We start from the raw sequence: 21,874 nt of genomic DNA, 5'->3' as shown, positions 1-21,874 counted from the left end.
CTTTGAGAAATCGTTTGGTAGTTAACATCGACATGTCGTTGGTGACTACCGAGTTGTACTTCATTAACGTAGCGTTTCGCCGTGCCCACACCGAAATACTACGTTTTTTTGTGTCTTCAAAAGCTGACGGTGAGGTGTGACCATGTGTTGCTATTGCATTCATACCAGTCCTGAATAATGCCATGATTCACCGGTGAGGTTCAATGGCAACCAGTCAATTGGCATGGCTCTCGTAATTTAAAGCGGACCTTCTGAAAAGTCGTGGATGGCTATCAGAAGGTCCGCTATTTTATATGTGACGCTATATTAATGCAATTTAGAAGCAGATGGTTGTTTACGGCTGATCAACCACCCTAAACCGAAACCTAGCAGTGCGGGTACACTCCAGCCTAACCCTAGATTGGCAAGCGGTAGCCACGCGTTGAGATGAAGCAAAGCTTGCAACCAGGATGCTTGTACCCAGGCGGATGGCATAGCGTTAATGCCGGCAAGAATGGCCGGAATCATGGTCCAGACAGTTGTCATTCCATATAACCAGCGGGACATCCCAAGCCATGGTGCCAGTACTGCCAGTATGATTAACACGATTGCGAGCGGGTAGAGAAACATCAGCACTGGGGTTGAATAAGTAATCATTTCAGTTAGCCCAACGTTAGCAAGAATGGCTGGAATGAGACAAGCGATGGTGATCAGCCAATGGTAGGAAATCTTAGGAAACATGCCATGCAACGTATCACCGAAAGCAGAAGTGAGGCCAATGGCAGTTTTTAAGCAAGCGATGATGACAATTAGAGCTAGTAAAACATTACCGAATCGGCCGAAGTAGGCATCGGCAATTTGAGCTAAGGTAATCCCCCCATTGGCAGCTGGAGCAAAGCGACCTAAGCTCATGGTACCCATAATCGCCAGCAGGCCATAGATGACTGCCATTAAACTCATGCTGATTAGACCTGCTTTAATGGTATCAGTTGCGATTTGCCCCGGATCACGGACACCGAGGTCGCGAATCGCATCAATCACGACGATGCCAAAAGCTAGCGAGGCTAACGCATCCATCGTGTTGTAGCCTTCAGTAAAACCAGTTAGAACTGGATGGCTGACATAGGCGCCACTCGCCGCGACGTTAAGTGATCCCAGTGGCTTAATGATAGCGACAAGCATTAAGGCACCTAATAATAGCAAAAAGATGGGTGTCAGCCACTTACCAACATAGGTCATAATCTTACCGGGATTACGAGCCAGTAACCAAGTGACGACGAAAAAAGCAACGGAGAAGCCCAATAGCACCACGGGTTGTAATTGGGTGGTTAAGAAGGGGGCCAGTCCAATCTGAAAGGCCGTAGTTGCTAATCGTGGCATTGCAAAAAGTGGCCCGAGGGTAAAGTAAAGCAGTACGGTGAAGACATACGCGTATGATCGGCTAACGTTTGTTGCCAGGTCAAATACGCCCTGACTGCGCGTCAGCCCCATGCCGATCACGCCTAGTAATGGAAGTCCAATCCCGGTGATCAATAGTCCGATAATGGCCGCACCAACGTGTTGGCCGGCTTGCTGGCCCAGAAAAATTGGAAAAATCAAGTTACCAGCACCGAAAAATAGTCCAAATAACATGGTGCCGATGAAGAGTAAATTCCGTCCTGATAAACGGTTATTCATGGTATCCCCACTTTCAAATAAACATGGCAATAGTTTAGCATGCTTTGGTGAAGAATTAATTAAAGGTCGGTGAGGGCGTTAACTGGCGGTGTAATGCAACCAACTGGTTAGTGACAATGTTGGCTACGACTGTCGCAATGAGGAGAGATGGGGCGGTGGCAGCACTTAGCTGTTAAATACTGCCAGCAATTGCGACGCCACAAAAATCCCGTCAGATTCTGGCGGGATTAATTGGTCTTATTTAAAGCGCGTCACAGTTAACTAAATTGCTCAAGTAGCGCTCGGCTTGTGGTTTGGCTGCCACTCGATATTTTAGCGCTGCTAGGCAAGACGTTTACTGGTTAGCGACTGTAAAGCGTTCTTGATGATGTTTGGGCGTTTCCAGTTCGTTTAAAACGGCTACCGCCATCGTGCCACTATTGGTCACTGATTCACCAGTAGTGTTCGTCAGTAATGTGTCATGGCCGTACTGGGCCGGGGTAGCAGGACCTGCTGTGAAATTGGCGGCCGGGGAAATTCCAACCCAATCGACGTTGGTGACGGTTCGTAAGAAGGTCAGTTCGGCCAGTTGGTTTTGCGGAATGGCGACGAAGGCAGCATTGGCGGGATTACTTTCAATGTCGTGCACGAAGAGGTGTTGATCATCACCAGTTGTTAAACTACCGGCCCCTAAGATGAAGAGGAGACGTGGCCGCTGTTGTTCGCGGAGCTGAGCGATCAGCTTAGTTGCCAGATCCACGTGTCGGTAAGCCTTATCAGGACTAGTCGCCATTGCGTCAACGACCACGTCAACCGCCTGTAGCTCAGATAGTGTGAGATCGAAAGCGTCTTTAGCTTTGGTCTGCAAATTTGGGTTAGCCGGTAGAGCGGCTAGCTTTTCTTCAGAACGTCCGATGGCTACGACGGTGTGGTTCCGTTCAAGTGCTAGTTTGGTGATGGCTGAGCCAGCCATTCCGGTTGCGCCAATAATCATAATTTTCATAGATAATTCCTCCTCGAGTTATAAAATGATCCGAATGCTGCCTTGTACGTGTTAATCCGGCATGAATCATGATGACAACGTGTCAGGTTTAGATTGGTGTTCGTCAGCCAGTGTGCGTCCTGTTCCGCCCTCCGGCGCGTACGGTGATTAGTATAGGAAAGATTGGTTAAGAATGCGAACAAAGCGTTTTTTAGTTTCAAAGTTCGCTGTTGAACCATAGACATGGTATGATTAATAGGATTGCTATGAATGAACATGGCGTAGAGACTAATATGAATGAGGACGATTATTTTGACAAATCACATTGCGTTATTTGAACCGTTAATGCCAGCGAATACTGGTAATATTGCCCGGACGTGTGCCGGAACGGATACGGCCTTGCATCTGATTGAACCGTTGGGCTTCAAAATTGATGATAAGCACTTAAAACGGGCTGGCTTGGACTACTGGGATAGTGTCGATATTACTTATCATGCTGACTTGCAAGATTTTTTAGCTAGTATCCCTGATTTAAATCAGTTGTACTTAGTGTCTAAATTTGCTGAACATGACTATACGGATGTTGATTATAGTGATACGGGTAAGGATCACTATTTCTTATTTGGTAAGGAAACGACAGGGTTACCAGAACCATTTATGCGCAAATATCCCGAAAAGGCCATTCGGATTCCTCAAGATGATTCACATATTCGAGCCTTGAATTTATCGAATTCGGCTGCGATTGTGATTTATGAAGCCCTGCGGCAACAACAATTCCCGAACCTTGAACGGTCGCACCACTATGAAAATGATAAGTTGAAGTAACCAACAGAACGTGCACTAGCGCTAAACGTTAGGGTGCGTTTTTTGATGGGGACGGGGGAACTTGAGTTTGTTATAATGAAGACAGTATTAATTGAGAAAGGATGAACGAAGCGTGGCGCGTAGACAAGCAACAACAAAAAAGCGCCGGACCTCGACGCGCAAGAAGAAGCCGACGGTTGCGGCTAAGCGGCAGATGACGGGGAATGTCATTGGCCTGATTGGACTATTGGTCACGATCCTCGCCTTGTTGAAGGTGGGGTTAGTGGGCATGGTATTCGCAGAGTTTTTCCGAGCCATTGCTGGGAATGCCTACCAGATTTTTGCCGGGCTAACACTCCTCGTCATGGGATATTTGATGATTTTTGGTCGGTGGCCACGACTGACTTGGCGGTGGTGGGTCGGTGGTAACTTGTTTTTCTTCAGTTACTTATTGCTATTAGAGATCCCGATGTTTAATCAATTGAATCACCATACCGATTTTTGGTCGTTGACGTGGAATCTGATCAAAAATGATTTTGCCAAGGGGGGCATGGCCAGTAATCTTGGTGGCGGATTAGTCGGCGCTGCTGGCTATAGTGTCACTTATCCACTATTGGCTAATGTCGGGACAATTTTGATCGCACTGATCCTGATGGTTGCCAGTATCTACATTACCTTTGATTTGCCGTTCCATAAGACGATGCAAGCGTTGCGTCAGGCCTTGATGCAATTGGGCCAGCAACTGCGATCCGGTTATGAATGGCTGACGCACGTGCTCCGGGTTCAAATTGCCCGTTGGCGGGTTCACCAACAAGTGCGCGCCAATCAAGCGGCAAGTACTGAGAAGCAGCCAACGTCAACCGTACCACAGTCAGCAGCCCCTGCTGAGACAACGAGCGGGACTTCGGCGCCGGACTCAGCAGCCAGTGCAGTTACGAGCTCGCCTGCCGACTTGAATATCACGGTGGCTAGTGATCGTGAAGCCTTGCCCATAAAATCCCCAACTTCAGCTGCTACGGTTGATCATGAACAAGAACTCCAAGGGACTGAAGTGATGGATGATGCGGACTACCAGTTGCCAGAGTCAACACTATTGACGAAGATTCCAAAAACGGATCAGAGTGCTGAGTACGCAACGATTGAGAGTAACTCGCAGAAGCTAACAACCACGTTGGCAAGTTTCGGTGTTCAAGTTGAAGTGAAGAATGTCAGCTTAGGGCCATCCGTAACGAAGTATGAGTTACATCCAGCTGTTGGGGTCAAGGTCAGCAAGGTCGTCAATTTAGCGGACGACTTAGCGTTAGCGCTGGCAGCGAAGGATCTTCGAATCGAAGCGCCCATTCCCGGTAAATCATTGATTGGAATCGAAGTGCCAAATAAACAGATTTCAACAGTGTCATTTCGGGATATCGTTGAGGCCCAACCAGCGCACCCGACCAAACCGTTGGCCGTACCGCTCGGCCGTGATGTTTCTGGTAATTTAGTCGTTGCCGACTTGTCTAAAATGCCGCACCTACTGATTGCTGGTTCAACTGGGAGTGGGAAGTCGGTTGCCATTAACGTGATGATCACGGGGCTACTGATGAACACGAAACCAAGTCAAGTTAAGTTTATGCTGATTGACCCTAAAAAGGTTGAATTAGGGGTTTACAATGGGATTCCACATCTGTTGACGCCCGTAGTCACGGAACCGAAGAAGGCGGCCCGGGCGTTGCATAAGGTCGTTGCCGAGATGGAGCGACGCTATGAATTGTTCGCGGATTCCAAGCAGCGTAACATGCAGGGGTACAACCAATATATCCGTCAACAAAATGCGGCTGATGGGCAGTCACGGCCCGTCTTACCATACATTGTGGTGGTCGTCGATGAATTAGCCGATTTAATGATGGTCACTTCGAGCGAAGTGGAGGATGCCATTATTCGCTTGGGTCAAATGGCCCGGGCAGCCGGTATTCATATGATTTTGGCAACACAACGGCCGTCGGTAGATGTTATTACCGGATTAATTAAAGCCAATGTACCGTCACGGATGGCATTTGCCGTTTCAAGTGGGACGGATTCGCGGACAATTATTGATAGTAACGGTGCTGAAAAGCTACTTGGTCGTGGGGACATGCTGTATCAGCCAATGGGCATGAATAAGCCACTGCGCGTGCAGGGTGCTTATATTTCTGACCATGATGTTGAAGAAGTTGTCAACTTTATCAAAGCCCAACAGACGGCTGATTATGACGATAGTATGCTGGTCAAGGATGACGAGACGGATGCCGCTGGTAGTGGGGACCCTCGTGACGGTGAGGATGAGTATTATGCCGAAGCCGTTGAATTGGTGACTGATCAACAGTCCGCCAGTGTCTCGATGCTCCAACGACGCTTCCGTATCGGGTATAACCGGGCAGCACGGATCGTCGACGAAATGGAGGAACGCGGCGTGGTGGGCCCTTCGGAGGGGAGTAAGCCACGTAAGGTTTACCGCCAAAAATCGGCTGACGAAGCGCCCGCGTCGGGTAATGACGCTTAGCGTCCAGTAAGATTGGTGGGCATCATTTGAATGGCATGACTTCACATGGTGGCGCTGCCGATACGATTGAATAATCGACGTTAAAGTAAAGGTTTCAATCGTTAGCCAGATTTGACTAACGGTTGGAACCTTTTTCAGAGACAAATGCGTGATTTTTTTAATTCACATTGTCTCAGAAGTTGGTGGCTAGGCTTGCCGACCATGGCTGAGTGATCCACCAGTAATAAAAAAAGTTACGCTTGTTGTGAGCAAGCGTAACTTTTTTCTTGGTAAGTATTGCAACCATTCGTGGTTCGCAAGGTGTTTAACCTAGAAGGTTAGTAAACCTAACCCAGATAAGGCGGTAAGCACCAATGACCCAATGGTAGAAATGATCATTAACCAGATAACGACCATCGTAATTTTTTGAAAAGTTGATTTTTTCTTCATTATGTTTGTATGCACCACACTTTACGAGTAATTCTTTCATAGTTTAACGTGGAATCAGTTTTTTTTCAATTGAAATTAAAAATAGTCATGGTTTCGTAAATATTCGATACTAATAATGCAAAGAATAATCGTTCCTAGCATCAGCCAAGTGAAAGCGTGGACGAGACCGGCACCAGGTAATTTGACGTTCATGCCATAGATTCCACCGATAATCGTTGGAATCGTCAACACCATCGTGAGTGAGGTCAGAAATTTCATGACATCATTCAAATTATTGGAAATTACTGAACCCACTAATTGACTATATTGCTGCAAAATCTGATTGGTCGTTTCAGCCATGTCACTCGCTTGCTGGGTCTCAATCTTAATGTCATCGGTGAGTGATTGGTGATTAGGTGCGTTGAAATGGGTGATCGAAGTTTCAACCGCGTCAAGCGTGGGTGTGTTCTGATTAAGGGCGGCCTTAAAACGAATCAAGGATTTTTGGTAAGCCATAATGGTAAAGAGTTCCACGTTGTGAGTAGCTTGATTCAAACGGCTTTCCAGGGCACTTGTCCGTTGGTTGATCAATTCGAGTGCGGTCACAAAACTGTGCTCGATGTACCACATGATAGTCAGCACAAAATCTTCATGATTATCCAGACTTAGCTTAGAAGAGGCCGGGTCCATCACAAAGTCTTGAATAAAACTAGCCGGGTAATTACTGACGGTAATGACCACTTGATCCACTAAAATCAAGGCGAAGGGATAGACTTGAAATTCAAGGTAACCCAGCTTACTCGTCGTGAGTTTGGGATACTGCATCACGATTAAGATTGGTTGACTGGATTGCGTGGTTGATAATTGCTCGGCTCGTGAAACCTCCGCATCGTCGAGGATGGCAGTTAAGTAATCTTTGGGAAGGTCAAATTGTGTGACCAGTTGGTCGATTTCAGTTGAGGTCGGGCGTTCAACGTTGATCCAGTATGGCTGATCGTGATGGTCGTCCGGCGTAGTCAAAAGGCCATTTTTACCAGTGGTAAAGTATTGTAACAACGGTCATCCCTCCAGTAATAGTTTATGTTTATTATAGGGCTGTCACAGATGATTGAAAAGTTTAACGATAATCTCTATAATTTAACCCGACACTAATGGGGAGGCAAGTACGCATATGCGAGATTTATGGACCACTTGGTATGGGCAGCTGGTATTTTTAGCCGCCATCTCGATGATCATTTTAGGTGCTAAACGGGTTGCACACCGCGTTTGGCCACATGGATTAAGATTGTTGGATTTTTGGCCGCCATTTTTAATTGTTTTCACCCACTTTCTGACACTGCAAGCAACGGATAGTTCGCTGGCACCGTACGAAGTGTTGTCCCTAATGATTTTGGGGATCGGTTTAACACTGATTGAAGCTGTTGAACGCGGAGAAATCCTTTACTGGCGCTTTTTTAAGCTCTATTGGCGGGGAGCGGAATTATTGACACTCGTCGTCTATATCCTAGCACTTGGCAGCCACTTCTTTTTAACATCGTAAAAATGTCCCCCACTAAGTCCCACCTAACGAAACTAACGTTAGGTGGGACTTTTTTTGATATTTTGTTAACAATTTGGAAAAGTAACAAAACGATGTGGTAGGAAGTGGGGGGGTGTGGTAGACTTGAATTATGTTTAATGAAAGGGGTTGATTGGCCGTGGCGTCTAAGATGTTTTTCGGAGAGTTTGAACATGCCTTAGATGCGAAAGGGCGACTAATCATTCCTGCCAAGTTTCGTGAGCTATTGGGCACTTCGTTTGTCATTACTCGTGGGATGGATGGTTGTATTTTTGGCTATCCCGCTGAACGGTGGGCAACGCTTCAAGCACAGTTAGATGATTTACCACTAACTCGCAAGGATGCGCGAGCGTTTGTCCGTTTTTTCTATGCTGCTGCTGCTGAATGTGAATTAGACAAACAGGGACGGGTCATGATACCTGCAACCTTGAGACAATATGCAAAGTTGGAAAAGCAATGTGTGATCGTCGGAGTTTCTGACCGATTTGAAATCTGGGGTGCCGAACACTGGCAACAGTTTGAGACGGAGACCGCAGCGAACTTCGATGATCTTGCAGAAAACTTGATTGATTTTTAAATAACAATAATAATTTAGGAAGGGGGCGCACGCGTGGCAACATTTGAACACACAACGGTACTTTTGCATGAAGCAATCGCCGCGTTAAACGTCCGGCCGGATGGCATCTACGTGGACTGTACATTAGGTGGCGGTGGTCATTCTCGTGAAATTTTGCAACAGTTAGGTCTGGGAGGCCACTTGTATAGCTTTGACCAGGATCAAACCGCAATCGATTATAACCAAAGTAACTTAGCGACTTATCTTGAACGTGGTCAGGTCACGTTCATCAAAAGTAACTTTGCCAACTTGAAGACTGAACTAAATGCTCGGGGCCTTGACCATGTTGACGGGGTAGTTTATGATCTCGGCGTTTCGTCGCCACAATTTGATGATGCTGCCCGCGGCTTCTCGTATCAACATGATGCGCCGTTAGATATGCGGATGGATCAGAGTCAGAAATTAACCGCTCAAACAGTTGTCAATACTTGGCCCTATGCGGACTTGGTTCGTATTTTCTATCGCTATGGTGAGGAGAAGTTTTCTAAACAAGTCGCACGGTTGATTGAGCGTGAACGGGCGGTTCAGCCGATCGTGACGACGGGGCAATTGGTCGAAATTATTAAGAATGCCATTCCAGCAAGAGCGCGGCGAACGGGTGGTCATCCCGCTAAACGGGTTTTCCAGGCTATTCGAATTGCGGTGAATAACGAATTGGGCGTACTGGAGACTTCGCTCGAACAAGCGATTGATTTAATCAATGTTCATGGTCGTGTCAGTGTCATCACATTCCAATCGTTAGAAGATCGTCTCGTCAAGACGATCTTTAAGGAGCACAGCGATTTGCCGGAGCTGCCACCTGGTTTACCAGTTATCCCAGCTGAAATGCAACCAGATTACCGCTTAGTCAGTCGTAAACCGGTCGTGCCTAGCGATGCGGAAATCGAAGCTAATCGTCGTGCCCGCAGCGCCAAGTTACGAGCCATCGAACGTTTAAAGATAACGAATAAATAATATTCAGGAATAATTAAAGGAGTGATTAAAATGGCCCAAAATGGATTAGCGCGGGAGTTGCCACAGCAAACTCCTGGCGCAACCACCCCGGTACATAAAACAAAAACCGTTGTGACCCCGAATCCGTCCATCAAGACGCAGCGAGTTGCTTTTTCATTATTTGAAAAAGTATTGTGTGTTGGTTTGAGTTTGGTGGTGTTTGGATTAGCCATTATGTTAGTTTCAACGAACATTGCAACGAGTAACGCACAAAGTCAGTTACAGACGGTGCAAACGAAAGTCACAAAAGTGCAGGCAAAAAATACGTCGGCCGCACAAGAAATCAGTGAACTTTCAAGTCGGAGCCGTTTAAATAAAATTGCTAAGCAGTACGGGTTATCGCTGAACAACGGTAGCATAAGGAATGTTTACAAATGAATAAGAACAAACAACGAATGACTTCGAAACGGTCACCAAAACAAAATCGTAGAATTTTTGGCCAATGGCTATTTTTTGGCGCGATTGCCGTCTTTGGTGTTTTGATCATTCGTTTTTCATATATCGCGATTGTGCGCCACGTCAACGGGGTCAATCTGGTCGAGGCCACCAAGAAACTTTATACGGAAGACCAGACCATCACGGCCAAACGTGGGACTATTTATACGGCCAACGGTGACCCAATCGCTGAAGATACTAGCACGTACACGGTCTACGCCATTATGGCGAAAAATCAGCAAAGTGCTAGTGGCAAGGCACTGTATGTTAAAAATAATGCGAAGGCGGCGCGTGTCTTATCGAAGTATTTGCCAATCAGCTATAAGAAAGCCCTCGCGACCTTGCAAAAAGGCGCAGGTAAGTTCCAAATTGAATTTGGGACGGCTGGTAAGAATATTTCACTGACGACTAAGGAAAAGATCGATGCCCAAAATGTGGCTGGGCTGCACTTTATTGAATCTGAAGCGCGGCTCTACCCAAACGGCACGTTTGCTTCCCACTTGGTTGGGCTGACCACCTCCAAGAGTCAGAAGGATACCGATCAGACGCGGTTAACGGGGTCGATGGGCATCGAGTTGGCTTTTAACAAGCAGTTATCGGGAACCGATGGTCGCAAGACGATTACGAAGAGCGGATATCAAGGTAGCACTGAGACTGGTAAGAAGGTTAAGGATGGGGATAATATTTATACCACCATCGATAGTAAGTTACAGACATTACTGGAAACTAAAGTTTCACAAGTAAACGCTAAGGTCTCACCTAAGTCAATGACAGCAACGTTGATGAACGCGAAGACTGGTGCCATTCTGGCGACGACGCAGCGACCGACATTTAATGCGCAAACAAAGACCGGACTATCTAAAATGTGGCGTAATTTGTTGGTTGAAGACACGTATGAACCAGGATCGACGATGAAGGTCTTTACAATGGCAGCGGCGATCGACAGCGGTAAGTACAATGCTAATGTAACCGTCCCAACCGGTGAATATAAGATCGGTAATAATACCGTTCCTGATTGGAATACGAGCGGGTGGGGCAATATTACCTATGCTAAGGGGTTTGCCCTTTCAAGTAACACGGCGATGGCCCACCTAGAACAAGCAATGGGGGCCAAGACTTGGCTGAAGTACATTAAACGCTTTGGGTTGCGTGAGAGTACTAATAGTGGTCTTGACAACGAGCAGAGTGGTTCAATTCAATTTACGTATCCAATCGAACAAGCGGATACGGCCTTTGGTCAGGGGATTCAGGTGACCGCTATGCAGATGCTTCGTGGATTCACAGCGATTGCTAATCATGGTAAGATGTTACAGCCGTACTTTATCTCCAAGATCACTAACCCTAACACCAACAAAACGGTTTATACGGGTAAGAAGAAGGTTGTAAGCCAGCCAATTAGTTCGAAGACTGCCAGCAAGGTGTTGGATCATATGCAAGATGTGGTATATAAGTCATACGGTACTGGCTCATCATATAAGATCAGCGGGTATCGCATTGCTGCTAAGACTGGGACTGCCCAGGTCAGCAACGGGAGTACGTATGAGCAAGGTGACAACACCTATCTGTACTCGGTCGTCGGGATGGCGCCAGCTAAAAATCCGAAGTACATTATGTACATTACGATGAAACAACCGACACTTAACGGAAGTTCCGCGTCAGATGACATGGCAGAGATTTTTGATACCGTGATGAAACGGGCATTGGAAGAACAAAAAGCGAGTGAGACTAAAGCGACGACGATCAAAATGAAAGATTTGACGAGTAAGTCGACTAGCGCGGCCAAGAAAGCTGCTAAGAAGCAGGGACTTGACGTGGTCGTTGTTGGTAAGGGTAGTCGGGTCGTCAAGCAATCCATTTCTTCTGGCACTGTCGTTTCAAGTGGTCAACGCGTCATTCTGGTTACCAACGGGCAGATGTATATGCCGAACTTATCTGGATGGTCGGCAAGTGAAGTGGCTGATTTTGCGACGTTGACGGGCGTTAAGCTCACGACTAGCGGGACGGGTTACGTCAAGACGCAAAGTGTGACTGCGGGTAATCCGATCGAAGCTAAGCAGGCAATTAGTGTGACACTGAAGTAGTTATCAAGTCTTAGAATGGAGAATTGTTGTGAGTTTATTAGTGTGGGGTGCAACCCTAATTAGTGGTTTTATTATTGTGTTTGCGTTAATGCCGTCACTTATTCGGTATTTCCGCGCCCGCAAAGAAGGACAGATGATTCGTGAGGAAGGTCCTAAGTGGCATGAGAAAAAATCTGGGACGCCAACTATGGGGGGCCTACTGTTCATTATCGCAATCTTAGTCACCACGTTATGGGTCGGTGGGTGGCAACATCAGCTACAACCAACCACCTGGATTTTGATGTTTATCCTGGTCTTATACGGTGCACTTGGTTTTTGGGATGATAGTATCAAGCTTTGGCGTAAACAAAACGAAGGTTTAAAGGCTTGGCAAAAATTACTTGGTCAAGTCATTGGGGCAGTAATTTTAACGTTGGTCTATCAACATGAACATTTGCCAATGGCACTTAGGATTCCAGGTTTGGGGGTCTGGTCGCTGGGAATTTGGTACATGCTCTTCGCCATCATCTGGTTAGTGGGCTTCTCAAATGCCGTCAACTTAACGGATGGGTTGGACGGATTAGTCGCTGGTCAGGCCACGATTGCCTTTGGTGCGTATGCCGTGATTGCTTACGCTCAAAATCAGTATAATGTTATGTTATTCTGTTTGGCCGTCGTGGGGTCACTATTAGGTTTCTTCGTGTATAATCACAAACCGGCCAAGATCTTTATGGGTGACATGGGATCATTAGCGCTCGGTGGTGCTTTAGCTGCAGTATCAATCTTATTGCATCATGAACTATCCCTCCTCTTGATTGGCATCATTTTTGTCATTGAAACGGCTTCAGTTATCCTCCAAGTCGCCTCGTTCAAGTTAACGGGAAAACGGATCTTTCTGATGAGTCCAATTCACCATCACTTTGAGATGAAGGGTTGGAGCGAGTGGAAGATTGATATCGTTTTTTGGTCGATTGGTTTAGTGGCAGCCGTAATCAGTGTTGCCACGATTATTTAGTCACAGTTTGCTAACTCGGGCATTCTTGTCCGAGTTAGCTGTACATAATTGGTCTTTGCGGTATGACTTTATTCATTGGTGGTCGCCAAGTAAGTGACAAGTAAATAGTACTGATTCCTATCAACGCAACGATTGTTCTTTAAATGGTTGCGTTGTCTGCCGCAGATTATGTCGTGGAATTGGTCACTGGCTCACCATGAATAATTTGCTGATGACCACGAGTTGGTGCATCAGCCACATAACAAGTTAATTTAGGTATCATCTACAAACATTATAGGGAGATCTTGGTTTATGAAGTCGGTTGAGCAGTATCGTAACCAAAAGGTTTTGGTTCTTGGATTAGCAAAGAGCGGGGTCAATGCCGCACGGTTGCTCCACAAATTAGGTGCGTTTGTGACCGTTAATGATAAAAAGAAATTTGATGAGAACCCGGATGCACAGGAATTATTGAGTGATGGAATCAAAGTTATCACGGGTGGTCACCCGTTGTCACTACTAGATGAAGATTTTAAAGTTGTTGTCAAGAACCCGGGTATTCCATACTCAAATCCAATTGTGAGTGGGGCTCAGGAAAAGGGTGTTCCAGTTATTACCGAAGTTGAACTTGCATCGCAAATCCTAGCGGGAGAGTTGATTGGTGTGACGGGGACGAACGGTAAAACCACGACAACGACGATGATCACGATGATGCTTAATCAACGCACAAATGCCGGTAAAGCTTACGTAGCAGGCAATATTGGCGTGCCGGCCTCAGCAATTGCACAAAAGGCTACGGCGGCCGACACAATGGTGACTGAGCTTTCGAGTTTTATGTTGTGTGGTATTCAAACTTTGCACCCACATATTGCGGTGATTACGAATATTTATTCGACGCATTTGGATTACCATGGCTCACGTGAGAACTATGTCAAGGCAAAGATGCGAATCACCATGAACCAAACGGCTAATGATTATCTAGTCATTAATTGGGATAGTGAAGAATGGCGGCAACTCAGTAAGCAATCACAAGCAACCGTCGTGCCATTTTCACGGCAAGCCAATACGAAAGATGGCGCCTATGAAGAGGCCGGCAAGCTGTACTTTAAAGATGAGTACATCATGGATGCTGCTGATATCCGGATTCCTGGTGATCATAATGTTGAAAATGCGTTAGCAGCGATTGCCGTTGCTAAACTTCAAGCCGTTCCAACAGCAGGAATCGTTCAAGTCTTGAAGACGTTTACGGGTGTTCGACACCGGACTCAATATGTCGAGACGTATCAGGACCGGCAATTTTACAACGATTCCAAAGCAACCAACTTGGTGTCGACCGAGATGGCCTTGAAGGGCTTTGATCAGCCGGTCATTTTACTTGCTGGTGGTTTGGACCGTGGTAATACGTTTGAAAAGCTTGCTCCCGCATTAAAGGCGCATGTCAAGACGTTAATCGTCTTCGGTGAGACTGCTGAAAAAATGGCGGACGCTGGGCGTTTGGCTGGTATTCAAGATATTGAGTTTACGGACAACTGTGAGACTGCGGTGCCAATTGCTTGGCAACATAGTCAGGCTGGTGACATCATCATGTTATCACCGGCTTGTGCCAGTTGGGATCAGTACCCGAACTTCGAAGTGCGGGGCGACCGATTTATTAAAGCAATCGAACAGTTAACTGGAAAGGCGGAAGAAAACTAATGCGATTAATGATTTCTGGCGGCGGGACAGGTGGTCATATCTATCCCGCACTGGCACTGATCGATGCCTTAAAAGCACATGATCCCGAAGCGCAAGTTCAGTTTGTGGGAACCCATCGTGGACTAGAGAGCCGCATTGTGCCGGAACGGGGGATCGATTTTAAAACAATCAAGATCCAGGGCTTTAAGCGTTCATTGTCATTACAAAATGTTAAAACAGTCTATTTATTTTTAAAGAGCGTGGTTACGGCGCGTAAGTACATTAAGGCGTTTAAACCTGATGTTGTGGTCGGAACCGGGGGCTACGTGAGTGGTGCGGTCGTTTTCGCGGCGAGCCAGATGCACATTCCAACGGTCATTCATGAACAGAATTCAGTTGTTGGTGTCACTAACAAATTCCTAAGTCGGTTTGTGGATAAAATCGCCATTTCATTTGAGAGTGCGCGATCACAATTTCCCGCTCAAAAAGTTGTGATGACTGGGAATCCTCGAGCCCAACAAGTGGCTAATATTAAAAAAAGTGGCGCTTTGGCGCAGTTTGATCTGGATCCTGACATTCCAACGGCGTTGATTTTTGGGGGGAGCCGGGGTGCTGCGCGCATTAACGCAGCAGCGGTCGCGGCAATTCCTGAACTGAACAAACGTGACTATCAGACCTTGTTCGTCACCGGCCAGGTACACTACGAAAAGATTCGGAATGGCTTGTCAGCGACAGCGCTAGCTCCGAATGTTAAAATCGAACCATACATCAAAAATATGCCAGCAATTCTACCAGAAGTCGCGGTTATTCTTGGTCGAGCAGGTGCAACTAGTATTGCGGAAATTACGGCTTTAGGGATTCCTTCAATTCTAGTCCCTAGTCCATATGTTACGAATGATCATCAGACCAAGAATGCACAAAGCCTCGTGAATGCGGGGGCGGCTGAACTGATTAAGGAAGCTGATTTGACGGGAACCAGTTTGGTAGCTGCATTAGATGGCCTTCTCCAAAGTACCACGCATCGTGAAACGATGGCGGCTAATGCGAAAAAACTGGGGATGCCTGATGCGGCCGACCAGTTACTACACGTTTTAGAAACGGTGATTAAGTAGCACAGAGACTAGAGTGAAAGGGTGGGTGTGATGGCCATTTTTCATAAAAAGCCCAAGGAGCGTGAGCACCCCGAGCAGCTGACACCCTGGGAACGGTTTCAACGAGACGCGGCTGAGAATCATCGCGCAGCGCAAAAGAGTCACCATAGTTGGTCAGGTAAACGCCTGCGAATTGGCGATAAATTACCGAAACTCAAATCTCAGCGCCGCCGATTACTTTTCAAACGGGTCGTGATCTTGATGGGCTGTTTTCTGATCGGTGCTGGTGTGGCTGGTTACTTCATTTCACCACTGAGCCATGTTCAGACGGTGACCGTACATGGTAACGATCAATTGTCTGTTACGCAGGTCAAGACGGCGACTAAGATCAACCCTGGAGTTGCCTTATGGTCCGTGATTGGTCATGATCAACGGACTACTAAGCGCGCAGAACGTGCCCAGCCGCAAATCGGCAAGGTCACGACTAAGTTAGTTGGATTGAACAGTGTTCGGGTGACAGTTAAAGAAATTCGCATCGCGGGTTACTTATCGACTGGTCAACACTATCGACGAATTTTGGAAAATGGGTTGATTTTGAAAGCGACCTATTCTCAACCCGGTGGCGGTTCACCGATCTATGCCAACTTTAAAAGCGGTCACCGCTTAGCAACGATGATTGCACAGTACGCTAAGTTACCATCGGCGGTCAAACACAATATTTCTGAGATCAAGTTTGCGCCGAACAAGGCTAATCCCGAACGGGTTCATCTTTACATGAATGACGGTAATGAAGTGTACGCAACAATTAGCACTTTTGCTAGCAAGATGGCTTATTATCCGGGAATTGTGGCGAAGATGAAAACCAAGGGTGTCATCAATCTTGAGGTGGGCGCATACTCCTATCCGTTCAAGAATCAGAATAATTGATAGAATGCTAAGTGTGACCTTTTTAAAAGCGCTTAGGATATGGTAAACTAAGGAATAACTGGATATGTCAGCAAATCCTTGAATATTTATGTAAAATACTAGGAGGTTCCTCTATTATGGATAATTCAGGAATTTATGTCGGACTTGATATAGGGACCACCTCAATAAAAGTCATTGTTGCTGAACGTGTTAAAGGGCAAATGAACGTTATTGGTGTGGGAAGCGCACGTTCTAATGGTTTAAGTCGTGGCGTGATCGTCGATATTGATAAGGCGGCCGAAACGATTCGATCAGCAGTACGCCAAGCTGAAGAAAAAGCAAGTATCGAAATAAAAAAGGTGATTGCGGGAGTTCCCGCTAACCTGGTTAAAATTGAACGCTGTCGTGGTATGATTGCCGTGGCAGATGAGTCCAAAGAAATTAATAATGAAGATGTTCAAAACGTTGCGGCGGCTGCGTTAGTTCAGAGTTTACCGCCAGAGCGGGAAGTACTGGATGTCATCCCCGATGAATTTGTCGTCGATGGTTTTGATGGCATCAAGGACCCACGTGGCATGGTTGGGGTCCGGCTTGAAATGCACGGCACCCTGTTCACTGGTCCGAAAACAATCATTCACAATACGCGGAAGGCTTTGGAAAAGGCTGGACTGCAAATTGAACAGATTGTGATCGCGCCCTTGGCATTAAGTTCCTTAGTGCTGAATGACGGTGAACAAGATTTTGGTTCGATCATTATTGACATGGGCGGTGGTCAAACGACTGCGGCAGTTATACATGATCACCAATTGAAGTATACTTACGTTGACCAAGAAGGCGGCCAGTATATTACCAAAGATATCTCGGTCGTTTTGAATACATCGATCGAGAATGCCGAGAAGTTAAAGCGTGATTATGGCTATGCCGATGCTCAGCAGGCCTCGGATGATGAACTTTTCCCAGTTGATGTTGTTGGGCAAAGTACACCGGAGCAAATAAGTGAGCAATACTTAGCAGAAATCATTGAGGCTCGTCTAGACCAGATCTTTGATAAGGTCAAGCAGCACTTGGATGAGATTCGGGCGCTCGAGCTCCCCGGGGGCATTGTTTTAACTGGTGGGGTGGCAGCATTACCCGGTATCACTGATTTGGCGGCGCAACGTTTTGGAACGCGAGTTCGCGTCTTTACGCCTAATCAAATGGGCTTGAGGCATCCGTCGTTTGATGAGGCGTTAGCGGTCATCAAATATCAAGCGGCCTTGAGTGAAGTTACGTTACTCGTTAAGAGTGCACTTACCGGTGATACTCGTGCCAGTGTGGCGTTGGAATTTGCTGATACAACACCAGCACCTAGCCAACCCGCAGCACAACCTAAAAAAGCAACTAAGAAACAGTCTGCGCCACAAGCACCACAGGAACAGGCTGATCCAGATCATAAGGGAACTGTTGAACGGGTCAAAGGCTTCTTCAACCACTTCTTTGATTAATATCGGATAGAAATGACGGAGGAAAAAACATGGAATTTTCTTTAGATTCAACCCAGAACTCAGGGGCTAATATTAAAGTCATCGGTGTCGGTGGCGGTGGTGGTAACGCCGTTAACCGGATGATTGCTGAAGATGTTAAAGGCGTCGAATTCATCGTTGCCAACACTGATGTGCAGGCATTACAAACTTCAAATGCCGAAACTAAAATTCAACTTGGACCAAAGCTTACGCGGGGATTAGGCGCAGGTTCTAATCCTGATGTTGGTTCCAAGGCTGCGCAGGAAAGTGAAGAGGCCTTGACAGAAGCGTTACAAGGCTCAGATATGGTCTTTGTAACGGCCGGTATGGGTGGCGGTACTGGTAATGGTGCGGCACCAGTTGTGGCTAAAATTGCTAAGGACTCCGGCGCGCTGACAGTGGGTGTTGTCACCCGTCCATTTACATTTGAAGGTCCTAAGCGTGCTCGTAACGCTGCTGAAGGAATTGCTCAGATGAAAGACAACGTTGATACGTTGATCATTATTGCTAACAACCGTTTGCTTGAAATCGTTGATAAGAAGACTCCAATGATGGAAGCCTTCCAAGAAGCTGATAATGTGTTACGTCAAGGGGTTCAAGGTATCTCTGACTTAATCACGTCACCAGGGTACGTTAACTTGGACTTTGCCGACGTTAAGACGGTCATGCAAAACCAAGGTTCCGCTCTGATGGGTATTGGCTCTGCTAGTGGTGAGAACCGGACGGCGGACGCGACTAAACAAGCCATTTCTTCACCATTATTGGAAGTTTCAATCGATGGTGCCGAACAAGTCTTGCTGAACATCACGGGTGGCCCCGACATGTCCTTGTATGAAGCCCAAGCTGCTTCTGACATTGTTTCCCAAGCGGCAACGACTGATGTTAACATTATCTTTGGGACTTCGATCGATGAAAGTCTTGGCGATGAAGTCCGGGTGACCGTGATTGCCACTGGTATCGATCAGAAGCAACGCGAACTCAAGATGGACAGCCAGCCTAGTCGTAGTGAAGCTAGTCAGCAACGAGGCGGCATGTTCGCAACGCCAACTGACCAGCCAGCGACGAGTGAAGCGGCCCAATCAAGTGAGTCCCAAGCTAACGACCCATTCGGTAATTGGGATATTCGGCGCGAACCGAACAATTCACGGCCAGTCAACAATGGTCAAGAGTTTAACAATGTTGAAAAAACTGATTTTGATGTCTTTAATGACAACTCACAAGCTGACGATAGTAAGGATGATAACAGTGGTGATTCGCTAGATACACCACCATTCTTCAAGCGCCGGCGTAAGTAAAACGGTGAAGGGAGCGCAAGCACATGGCCGGATTCATTAGTAACTTTTTTGGTGTTGGTGATTCTGACAGTCAGTATGAGGAACCCACCGAAGCTTCCCAAGCGGCGGCTCCCACTGAATCTGCAACCAATACTCGGAGCACGCCAAAGGTAGTTCCAATGCAAGGGGGCAAGTCGGTGAATAGCAAAATTGCCCTATTCGAACCGAAAATTTATTCGGACGTGAAAGAAATTGCGACGCAGTTATTGAAAAATCAAGCTGTAATCATTAATTTTGATCACGTCGATGATGAAATGGCACGCCGGATTGTGGATTTTTTGACCGGGACGGTTTTTGCCATCAATGGTGAGATCGAACGGATCGGTGATGAAATTTTCCTCTGTATTCCTGAAAATTACGAGGTTTCCGGAAGTACGACAAGTCAGTTTGATACGAGCAAATTATAAGGAGTGAGTGGCCTGTTAGTGACGATTATTAGTCGGTTGTTTCAACTGTACCAATTAGCCATTGTGGTTTACATTTTGATGTCATGGTTCCCGGGAGCTTATAATACTCGCGTGGGCCAATTCTTAGGTCAAATCTGTGAACCATTTCTCAGTATTTTTCGGCGCTTTATTCCCGCAATTGCCGGACTGGATTTTTCGCCGATCATTGCGCTGTTAGTGCTCCAATTAGCTGAAAGTGGCCTATTTTATCTGATAACTTTATTGATATACTAAATTAAAATAACGAGGATAGTATCGTGAATGATAACTTAAAACAACATTTTCGCGATAGTGAAGCCCCATTTATTGAACAGGTCACTGGTTGGCTACGGCAAGTAGCTGATCAGTACCGACCAATCTTAACTGCGTTTTTGAACCCGCGACAAATCTACATTGCGCAAACGCTGGTCAACCAGTTAGACGACGTGCGGATGCGGGCATCCGGTGGCTTTGAAGGTGCTGAGTTACAACGGATCTTATTTTACCCGGTGTATTACGAACCTGAAGTGGCCGATTTTCAAATCACACTGTTTAACATTGTTTATCCCGTGAAGTTTGCCACCTTAAAGCATGGTCAAATTCTGGGGACGCTTGCCAATGCCGGCGTCGAGCGTGATGTCTTTGGTGACATCGTGACTGACGGAACGACATGGCAGTTTGTGTGCGAAACCGAGATGGCCAGCTATTTCGAGGAGCAAATCGACCGTTTTGGTAAGACGAAAGTCCACTTAACAGCGGTACCATTGTCGGCGGTGATCACACCGGAAGACGACTGGGAGGCAGTTACTACGACGGTTAGTTCATTACGTGCGGATAGTATCATTAAGGCGGCGTTCAACTTGTCGCGGCATCACGCCAAGGAATTGATCGAAGGTGCTAAGGTTCGGCTGAATTGGGCTGACTTACCGAAAGCTGATTACGAGTTAGCATTGTTAGATATGCTGAGTGTGAACCATTACGGTCGTGTCCGACTTGCCGAAATTAGCGGTGAGACCAAAAAAGCGCGGCTGCGAATAACATTAAATATTATTCATAGTAAATAGATATTGGAGGAATTCTAATGGTGTTAAGTCCTGATGACATTCATAACAAAGAGTTTTCAACGAAACTGCGTGGTTACAATATTGATGAGGTTAATGATTTTCTAGAACAAATTATCAAAGATTATCAAATTACCTTGAAGCAAAATAAAGACCTCCAAGAACGGTTGGACTCGAGTGAAGGTAAGTTGAAGTATTTCAATGAATTGAAAGATTCCTTGAATCAATCTATCTTGGTGGCTCAAGAAGCTGCTGATAAAGTGAAGACGAACTCTAAGAAGGAAGCCGACATTATCACCCGCGAAGCTCAGAAACAAGCGTCTGACATTGTGAGTGAAGCAACCGACAAGTCAAACCAAATGATCGACGAAGCTTCTCAAAAGGCCAAACGATTATCCGTTGAAACTGATGATTTGAAGAAACAAACGCGGGTCTTCCGGCAACGCTTGCAAGTGATGTTAGAATCGCAGTTAGAAGTGGTTAAGAGCAAGGATTGGGATCAACTACTTAGCGAAACGAATACGGCTGATTATGCTGAAATTCAACACGTTTTAAAGGAAGATAACCTTGACAACTCGGGGGATGCGAGCGTAAACTCAGAAGCAACCGTTGAAATTACGGAAGCAACGAGTGGTGAGACCCCCGTTGCGGACGGTGGCGATCAAGTCCAACAACAGACGGTGGTTATTTTCCCTGATGATGACAGCACTAATAATTAATTAGGCGATCGTCAGGCACAATTGAAGCGAATTGAATGTATTGAGGAGAACAGCAAACAATTAGCTAATACGCCCAGAGAGCTGCCGGCAATGGAAAGGCAGTCGTCCCTTAGTTAGTTGCAGATCATCTCCGAATGCTATCCTGAATTGAGTAAGGGT

21 protein-coding genes and 1 other annotated feature (1 of these 22 running past the window's edge) are annotated in these 21,874 nt (G+C 46.4%); of the genes, 17 read left to right on the top strand and 4 right to left on the bottom strand.

Annotated elements, in window-relative coordinates:
* Positions 1-306: 306 nt before the first annotated feature.
* Positions 307-1,656, bottom strand: coding sequence for a branched-chain amino acid transport system II carrier protein (brnQ, locus tag E5260_RS09450; RefSeq protein ID WP_003640870.1), 1,350 nt, complete (start codon positions 1,654-1,656; stop codon positions 307-309).
* 334 nt (positions 1,657-1,990) lie between these two features.
* Positions 1,991-2,638 (bottom strand): NAD(P)-dependent oxidoreductase, encoded by a 648-nt coding sequence (locus E5260_RS09445; protein WP_003640869.1) that lies wholly within the window; start codon positions 2,636-2,638, stop codon positions 1,991-1,993.
* Between the two features lie 291 nt (positions 2,639-2,929).
* On the opposite strand from E5260_RS09445, the gene E5260_RS09440 reads away from it, so the two are divergent.
* Positions 2,930-3,442 carry a tRNA (cytidine(34)-2'-O)-methyltransferase gene (locus E5260_RS09440; protein ID WP_003644616.1) on the top strand — a complete coding sequence of 171 codons (513 nt, stop codon included), beginning with the start codon at positions 2,930-2,932 and terminating at the stop codon, positions 3,440-3,442.
* A 112-nt stretch (positions 3,443-3,554) separates the two neighbouring features.
* Entirely contained in the window at positions 3,555-5,942 is a 2,388-nt protein-coding gene (locus E5260_RS09435) for a DNA translocase FtsK (RefSeq protein ID WP_003640867.1), read from the top strand.
* A 309-nt stretch (positions 5,943-6,251) separates the two neighbouring features.
* Here the strand turns inward: E5260_RS09435 and E5260_RS09430 are convergent, their stop codons facing one another.
* Both E5260_RS09430 and E5260_RS09425 read right to left on the bottom strand, forming a co-directional pair.
* Entirely contained in the window at positions 6,252-6,371 is a 120-nt protein-coding gene (locus tag E5260_RS09430) for a DUF4044 domain-containing protein (protein ID WP_003645940.1), read from the bottom strand.
* A 75-nt stretch (positions 6,372-6,446) separates the two neighbouring features.
* Positions 6,447-7,406: a magnesium transporter CorA family protein gene (locus tag E5260_RS09425; RefSeq protein WP_003640865.1), complete on the bottom strand. Its 960-nt coding sequence runs from the start codon at positions 7,404-7,406 to the stop codon at positions 6,447-6,449.
* A gap of 115 nt (positions 7,407-7,521) precedes the next feature.
* Here E5260_RS09425 and E5260_RS09420 point away from each other — a divergent pair, with 115 nt between their 5' ends.
* The 15 genes from E5260_RS09420 (at position 7,522) to E5260_RS09350 (ending at position 21,715) form a co-directional block, all read left to right on the top strand.
* Positions 7,522-7,890 (top strand): DUF3397 domain-containing protein, encoded by a 369-nt coding sequence (locus tag E5260_RS09420; protein ID WP_003640864.1) that lies wholly within the window; start codon positions 7,522-7,524, stop codon positions 7,888-7,890.
* Between the two features lie 169 nt (positions 7,891-8,059).
* A complete protein-coding gene (mraZ, locus tag E5260_RS09415) occupies positions 8,060-8,485 on the top strand; it encodes a division/cell wall cluster transcriptional repressor MraZ (RefSeq protein WP_003644614.1) in 426 nt (141 codons plus the stop codon).
* A 33-nt stretch (positions 8,486-8,518) separates the two neighbouring features.
* The gene (gene rsmH / locus E5260_RS09410) at positions 8,519-9,478 is read left to right on the top strand and encodes a 16S rRNA (cytosine(1402)-N(4))-methyltransferase RsmH (RefSeq protein ID WP_003640862.1); all 960 of its coding nucleotides are present in this window, start codon (positions 8,519-8,521) and stop codon (positions 9,476-9,478) included.
* A gap of 30 nt (positions 9,479-9,508) precedes the next feature.
* The gene (ftsL, locus tag E5260_RS09405; protein WP_003640861.1) at positions 9,509-9,895 is read left to right on the top strand and encodes a cell division protein FtsL; all 387 of its coding nucleotides are present in this window, start codon (positions 9,509-9,511) and stop codon (positions 9,893-9,895) included.
* Positions 9,892-12,033, top strand: a complete 2,142-nt coding sequence (locus tag E5260_RS09400) for a penicillin-binding transpeptidase domain-containing protein (RefSeq protein ID WP_003640860.1) — start codon at positions 9,892-9,894, stop codon at positions 12,031-12,033. Before ftsL ends, E5260_RS09400 begins: the two co-directional genes overlap by 4 nt.
* A 28-nt stretch (positions 12,034-12,061) precedes the next feature.
* A complete protein-coding gene (mraY, locus tag E5260_RS09395) occupies positions 12,062-13,027 on the top strand; it encodes a phospho-N-acetylmuramoyl-pentapeptide-transferase (protein WP_003640859.1) in 966 nt (321 codons plus the stop codon).
* 291 nt (positions 13,028-13,318) lie between these two features.
* Positions 13,319-14,698 carry a UDP-N-acetylmuramoyl-L-alanine--D-glutamate ligase gene (gene murD, locus E5260_RS09390; protein ID WP_003640858.1) on the top strand — a complete coding sequence of 460 codons (1,380 nt, stop codon included), beginning with the start codon at positions 13,319-13,321 and terminating at the stop codon, positions 14,696-14,698.
* Positions 14,698-15,789: an undecaprenyldiphospho-muramoylpentapeptide beta-N-acetylglucosaminyltransferase gene (murG, locus tag E5260_RS09385; protein ID WP_003640857.1), complete on the top strand. Its 1,092-nt coding sequence runs from the start codon at positions 14,698-14,700 to the stop codon at positions 15,787-15,789. The genes murD and murG overlap by 1 nt, the downstream gene beginning before the upstream one ends.
* Before the next feature lie 30 nt (positions 15,790-15,819).
* Positions 15,820-16,695, top strand: coding sequence for a cell division protein FtsQ/DivIB (locus E5260_RS09380; RefSeq protein WP_003640856.1), 876 nt, complete (start codon positions 15,820-15,822; stop codon positions 16,693-16,695).
* Positions 16,696-16,811: 116 nt separating this feature from the next.
* Positions 16,812-18,158, top strand: coding sequence for a cell division protein FtsA (gene ftsA, locus E5260_RS09375; RefSeq protein ID WP_003640855.1), 1,347 nt, complete (start codon positions 16,812-16,814; stop codon positions 18,156-18,158).
* A gap of 29 nt (positions 18,159-18,187) precedes the next feature.
* A complete protein-coding gene (gene ftsZ, locus E5260_RS09370) occupies positions 18,188-19,471 on the top strand; it encodes a cell division protein FtsZ (RefSeq protein WP_003640854.1) in 1,284 nt (427 codons plus the stop codon).
* A 23-nt stretch (positions 19,472-19,494) separates the two neighbouring features.
* A complete protein-coding gene (locus E5260_RS09365; RefSeq protein ID WP_003640853.1) occupies positions 19,495-19,917 on the top strand; it encodes a cell division protein SepF in 423 nt (140 codons plus the stop codon).
* Between the two features lie 18 nt (positions 19,918-19,935).
* A complete protein-coding gene (locus tag E5260_RS09360; protein ID WP_003645935.1) occupies positions 19,936-20,190 on the top strand; it encodes a YggT family protein in 255 nt (84 codons plus the stop codon).
* A gap of 23 nt (positions 20,191-20,213) precedes the next feature.
* Entirely contained in the window at positions 20,214-20,999 is a 786-nt protein-coding gene (locus E5260_RS09355; protein ID WP_003640851.1) for a YlmH family RNA-binding protein, read from the top strand.
* A gap of 17 nt (positions 21,000-21,016) precedes the next feature.
* Positions 21,017-21,715 (top strand): DivIVA domain-containing protein, encoded by a 699-nt coding sequence (locus E5260_RS09350; protein WP_003640850.1) that lies wholly within the window; start codon positions 21,017-21,019, stop codon positions 21,713-21,715.
* 31 nt (positions 21,716-21,746) lie between these two features.
* Positions 21,747-21,874, top strand: a binding site (T-box leader); it runs 85 nt beyond the window's last position.

The organism is Lactiplantibacillus plantarum (genome assembly GCF_014131735.1).
Lineage (GTDB): Bacteria > Bacillota > Bacilli > Lactobacillales > Lactobacillaceae > Lactiplantibacillus > Lactiplantibacillus plantarum.
Note: the sequence above shows the minus strand (reverse complement) of the source record. Positions and strands in the feature narration are given on the sequence as shown.

Bases quoted from the DNA above. Each gene is read 5' to 3' on its own strand.
- E5260_RS09430 (WP_003645940.1), bottom strand. From the start codon at position 6,371: ATGAAGAAAAAATCAACTTTTCAAAAAATTACGATGGTCGTTATCTGG.
- E5260_RS09400 (WP_003640860.1), top strand. From the start codon at position 9,892: ATGAATAAGAACAAACAACGAATGACTTCGAAACGGTCACCAAAACAA.
- E5260_RS09445 (WP_003640869.1), bottom strand. From the start codon at position 2,638: ATGAAAATTATGATTATTGGCGCAACCGGAATGGCTGGCTCAGCCATC.
- mraZ (WP_003644614.1), top strand. From the start codon at position 8,060: ATGTTTTTCGGAGAGTTTGAACATGCCTTAGATGCGAAAGGGCGACTA.
- ftsA (WP_003640855.1), top strand. From the start codon at position 16,812: ATGGATAATTCAGGAATTTATGTCGGACTTGATATAGGGACCACCTCA.
- ftsL (WP_003640861.1), top strand. From the start codon at position 9,509: ATGGCCCAAAATGGATTAGCGCGGGAGTTGCCACAGCAAACTCCTGGC.
- E5260_RS09420 (WP_003640864.1), top strand. From the start codon at position 7,522: ATGCGAGATTTATGGACCACTTGGTATGGGCAGCTGGTATTTTTAGCC.
- murD (WP_003640858.1), top strand. From the start codon at position 13,319: ATGAAGTCGGTTGAGCAGTATCGTAACCAAAAGGTTTTGGTTCTTGGA.
- ftsZ (WP_003640854.1), top strand. From the start codon at position 18,188: ATGGAATTTTCTTTAGATTCAACCCAGAACTCAGGGGCTAATATTAAA.
- E5260_RS09380 (WP_003640856.1), top strand. From the start codon at position 15,820: ATGGCCATTTTTCATAAAAAGCCCAAGGAGCGTGAGCACCCCGAGCAG.
- E5260_RS09350 (WP_003640850.1), top strand. From the start codon at position 21,017: ATGGTGTTAAGTCCTGATGACATTCATAACAAAGAGTTTTCAACGAAA.
- E5260_RS09365 (WP_003640853.1), top strand. From the start codon at position 19,495: ATGGCCGGATTCATTAGTAACTTTTTTGGTGTTGGTGATTCTGACAGT.
- murG (WP_003640857.1), top strand. From the start codon at position 14,698: ATGCGATTAATGATTTCTGGCGGCGGGACAGGTGGTCATATCTATCCC.
- brnQ (WP_003640870.1), bottom strand. From the start codon at position 1,656: ATGAATAACCGTTTATCAGGACGGAATTTACTCTTCATCGGCACCATG.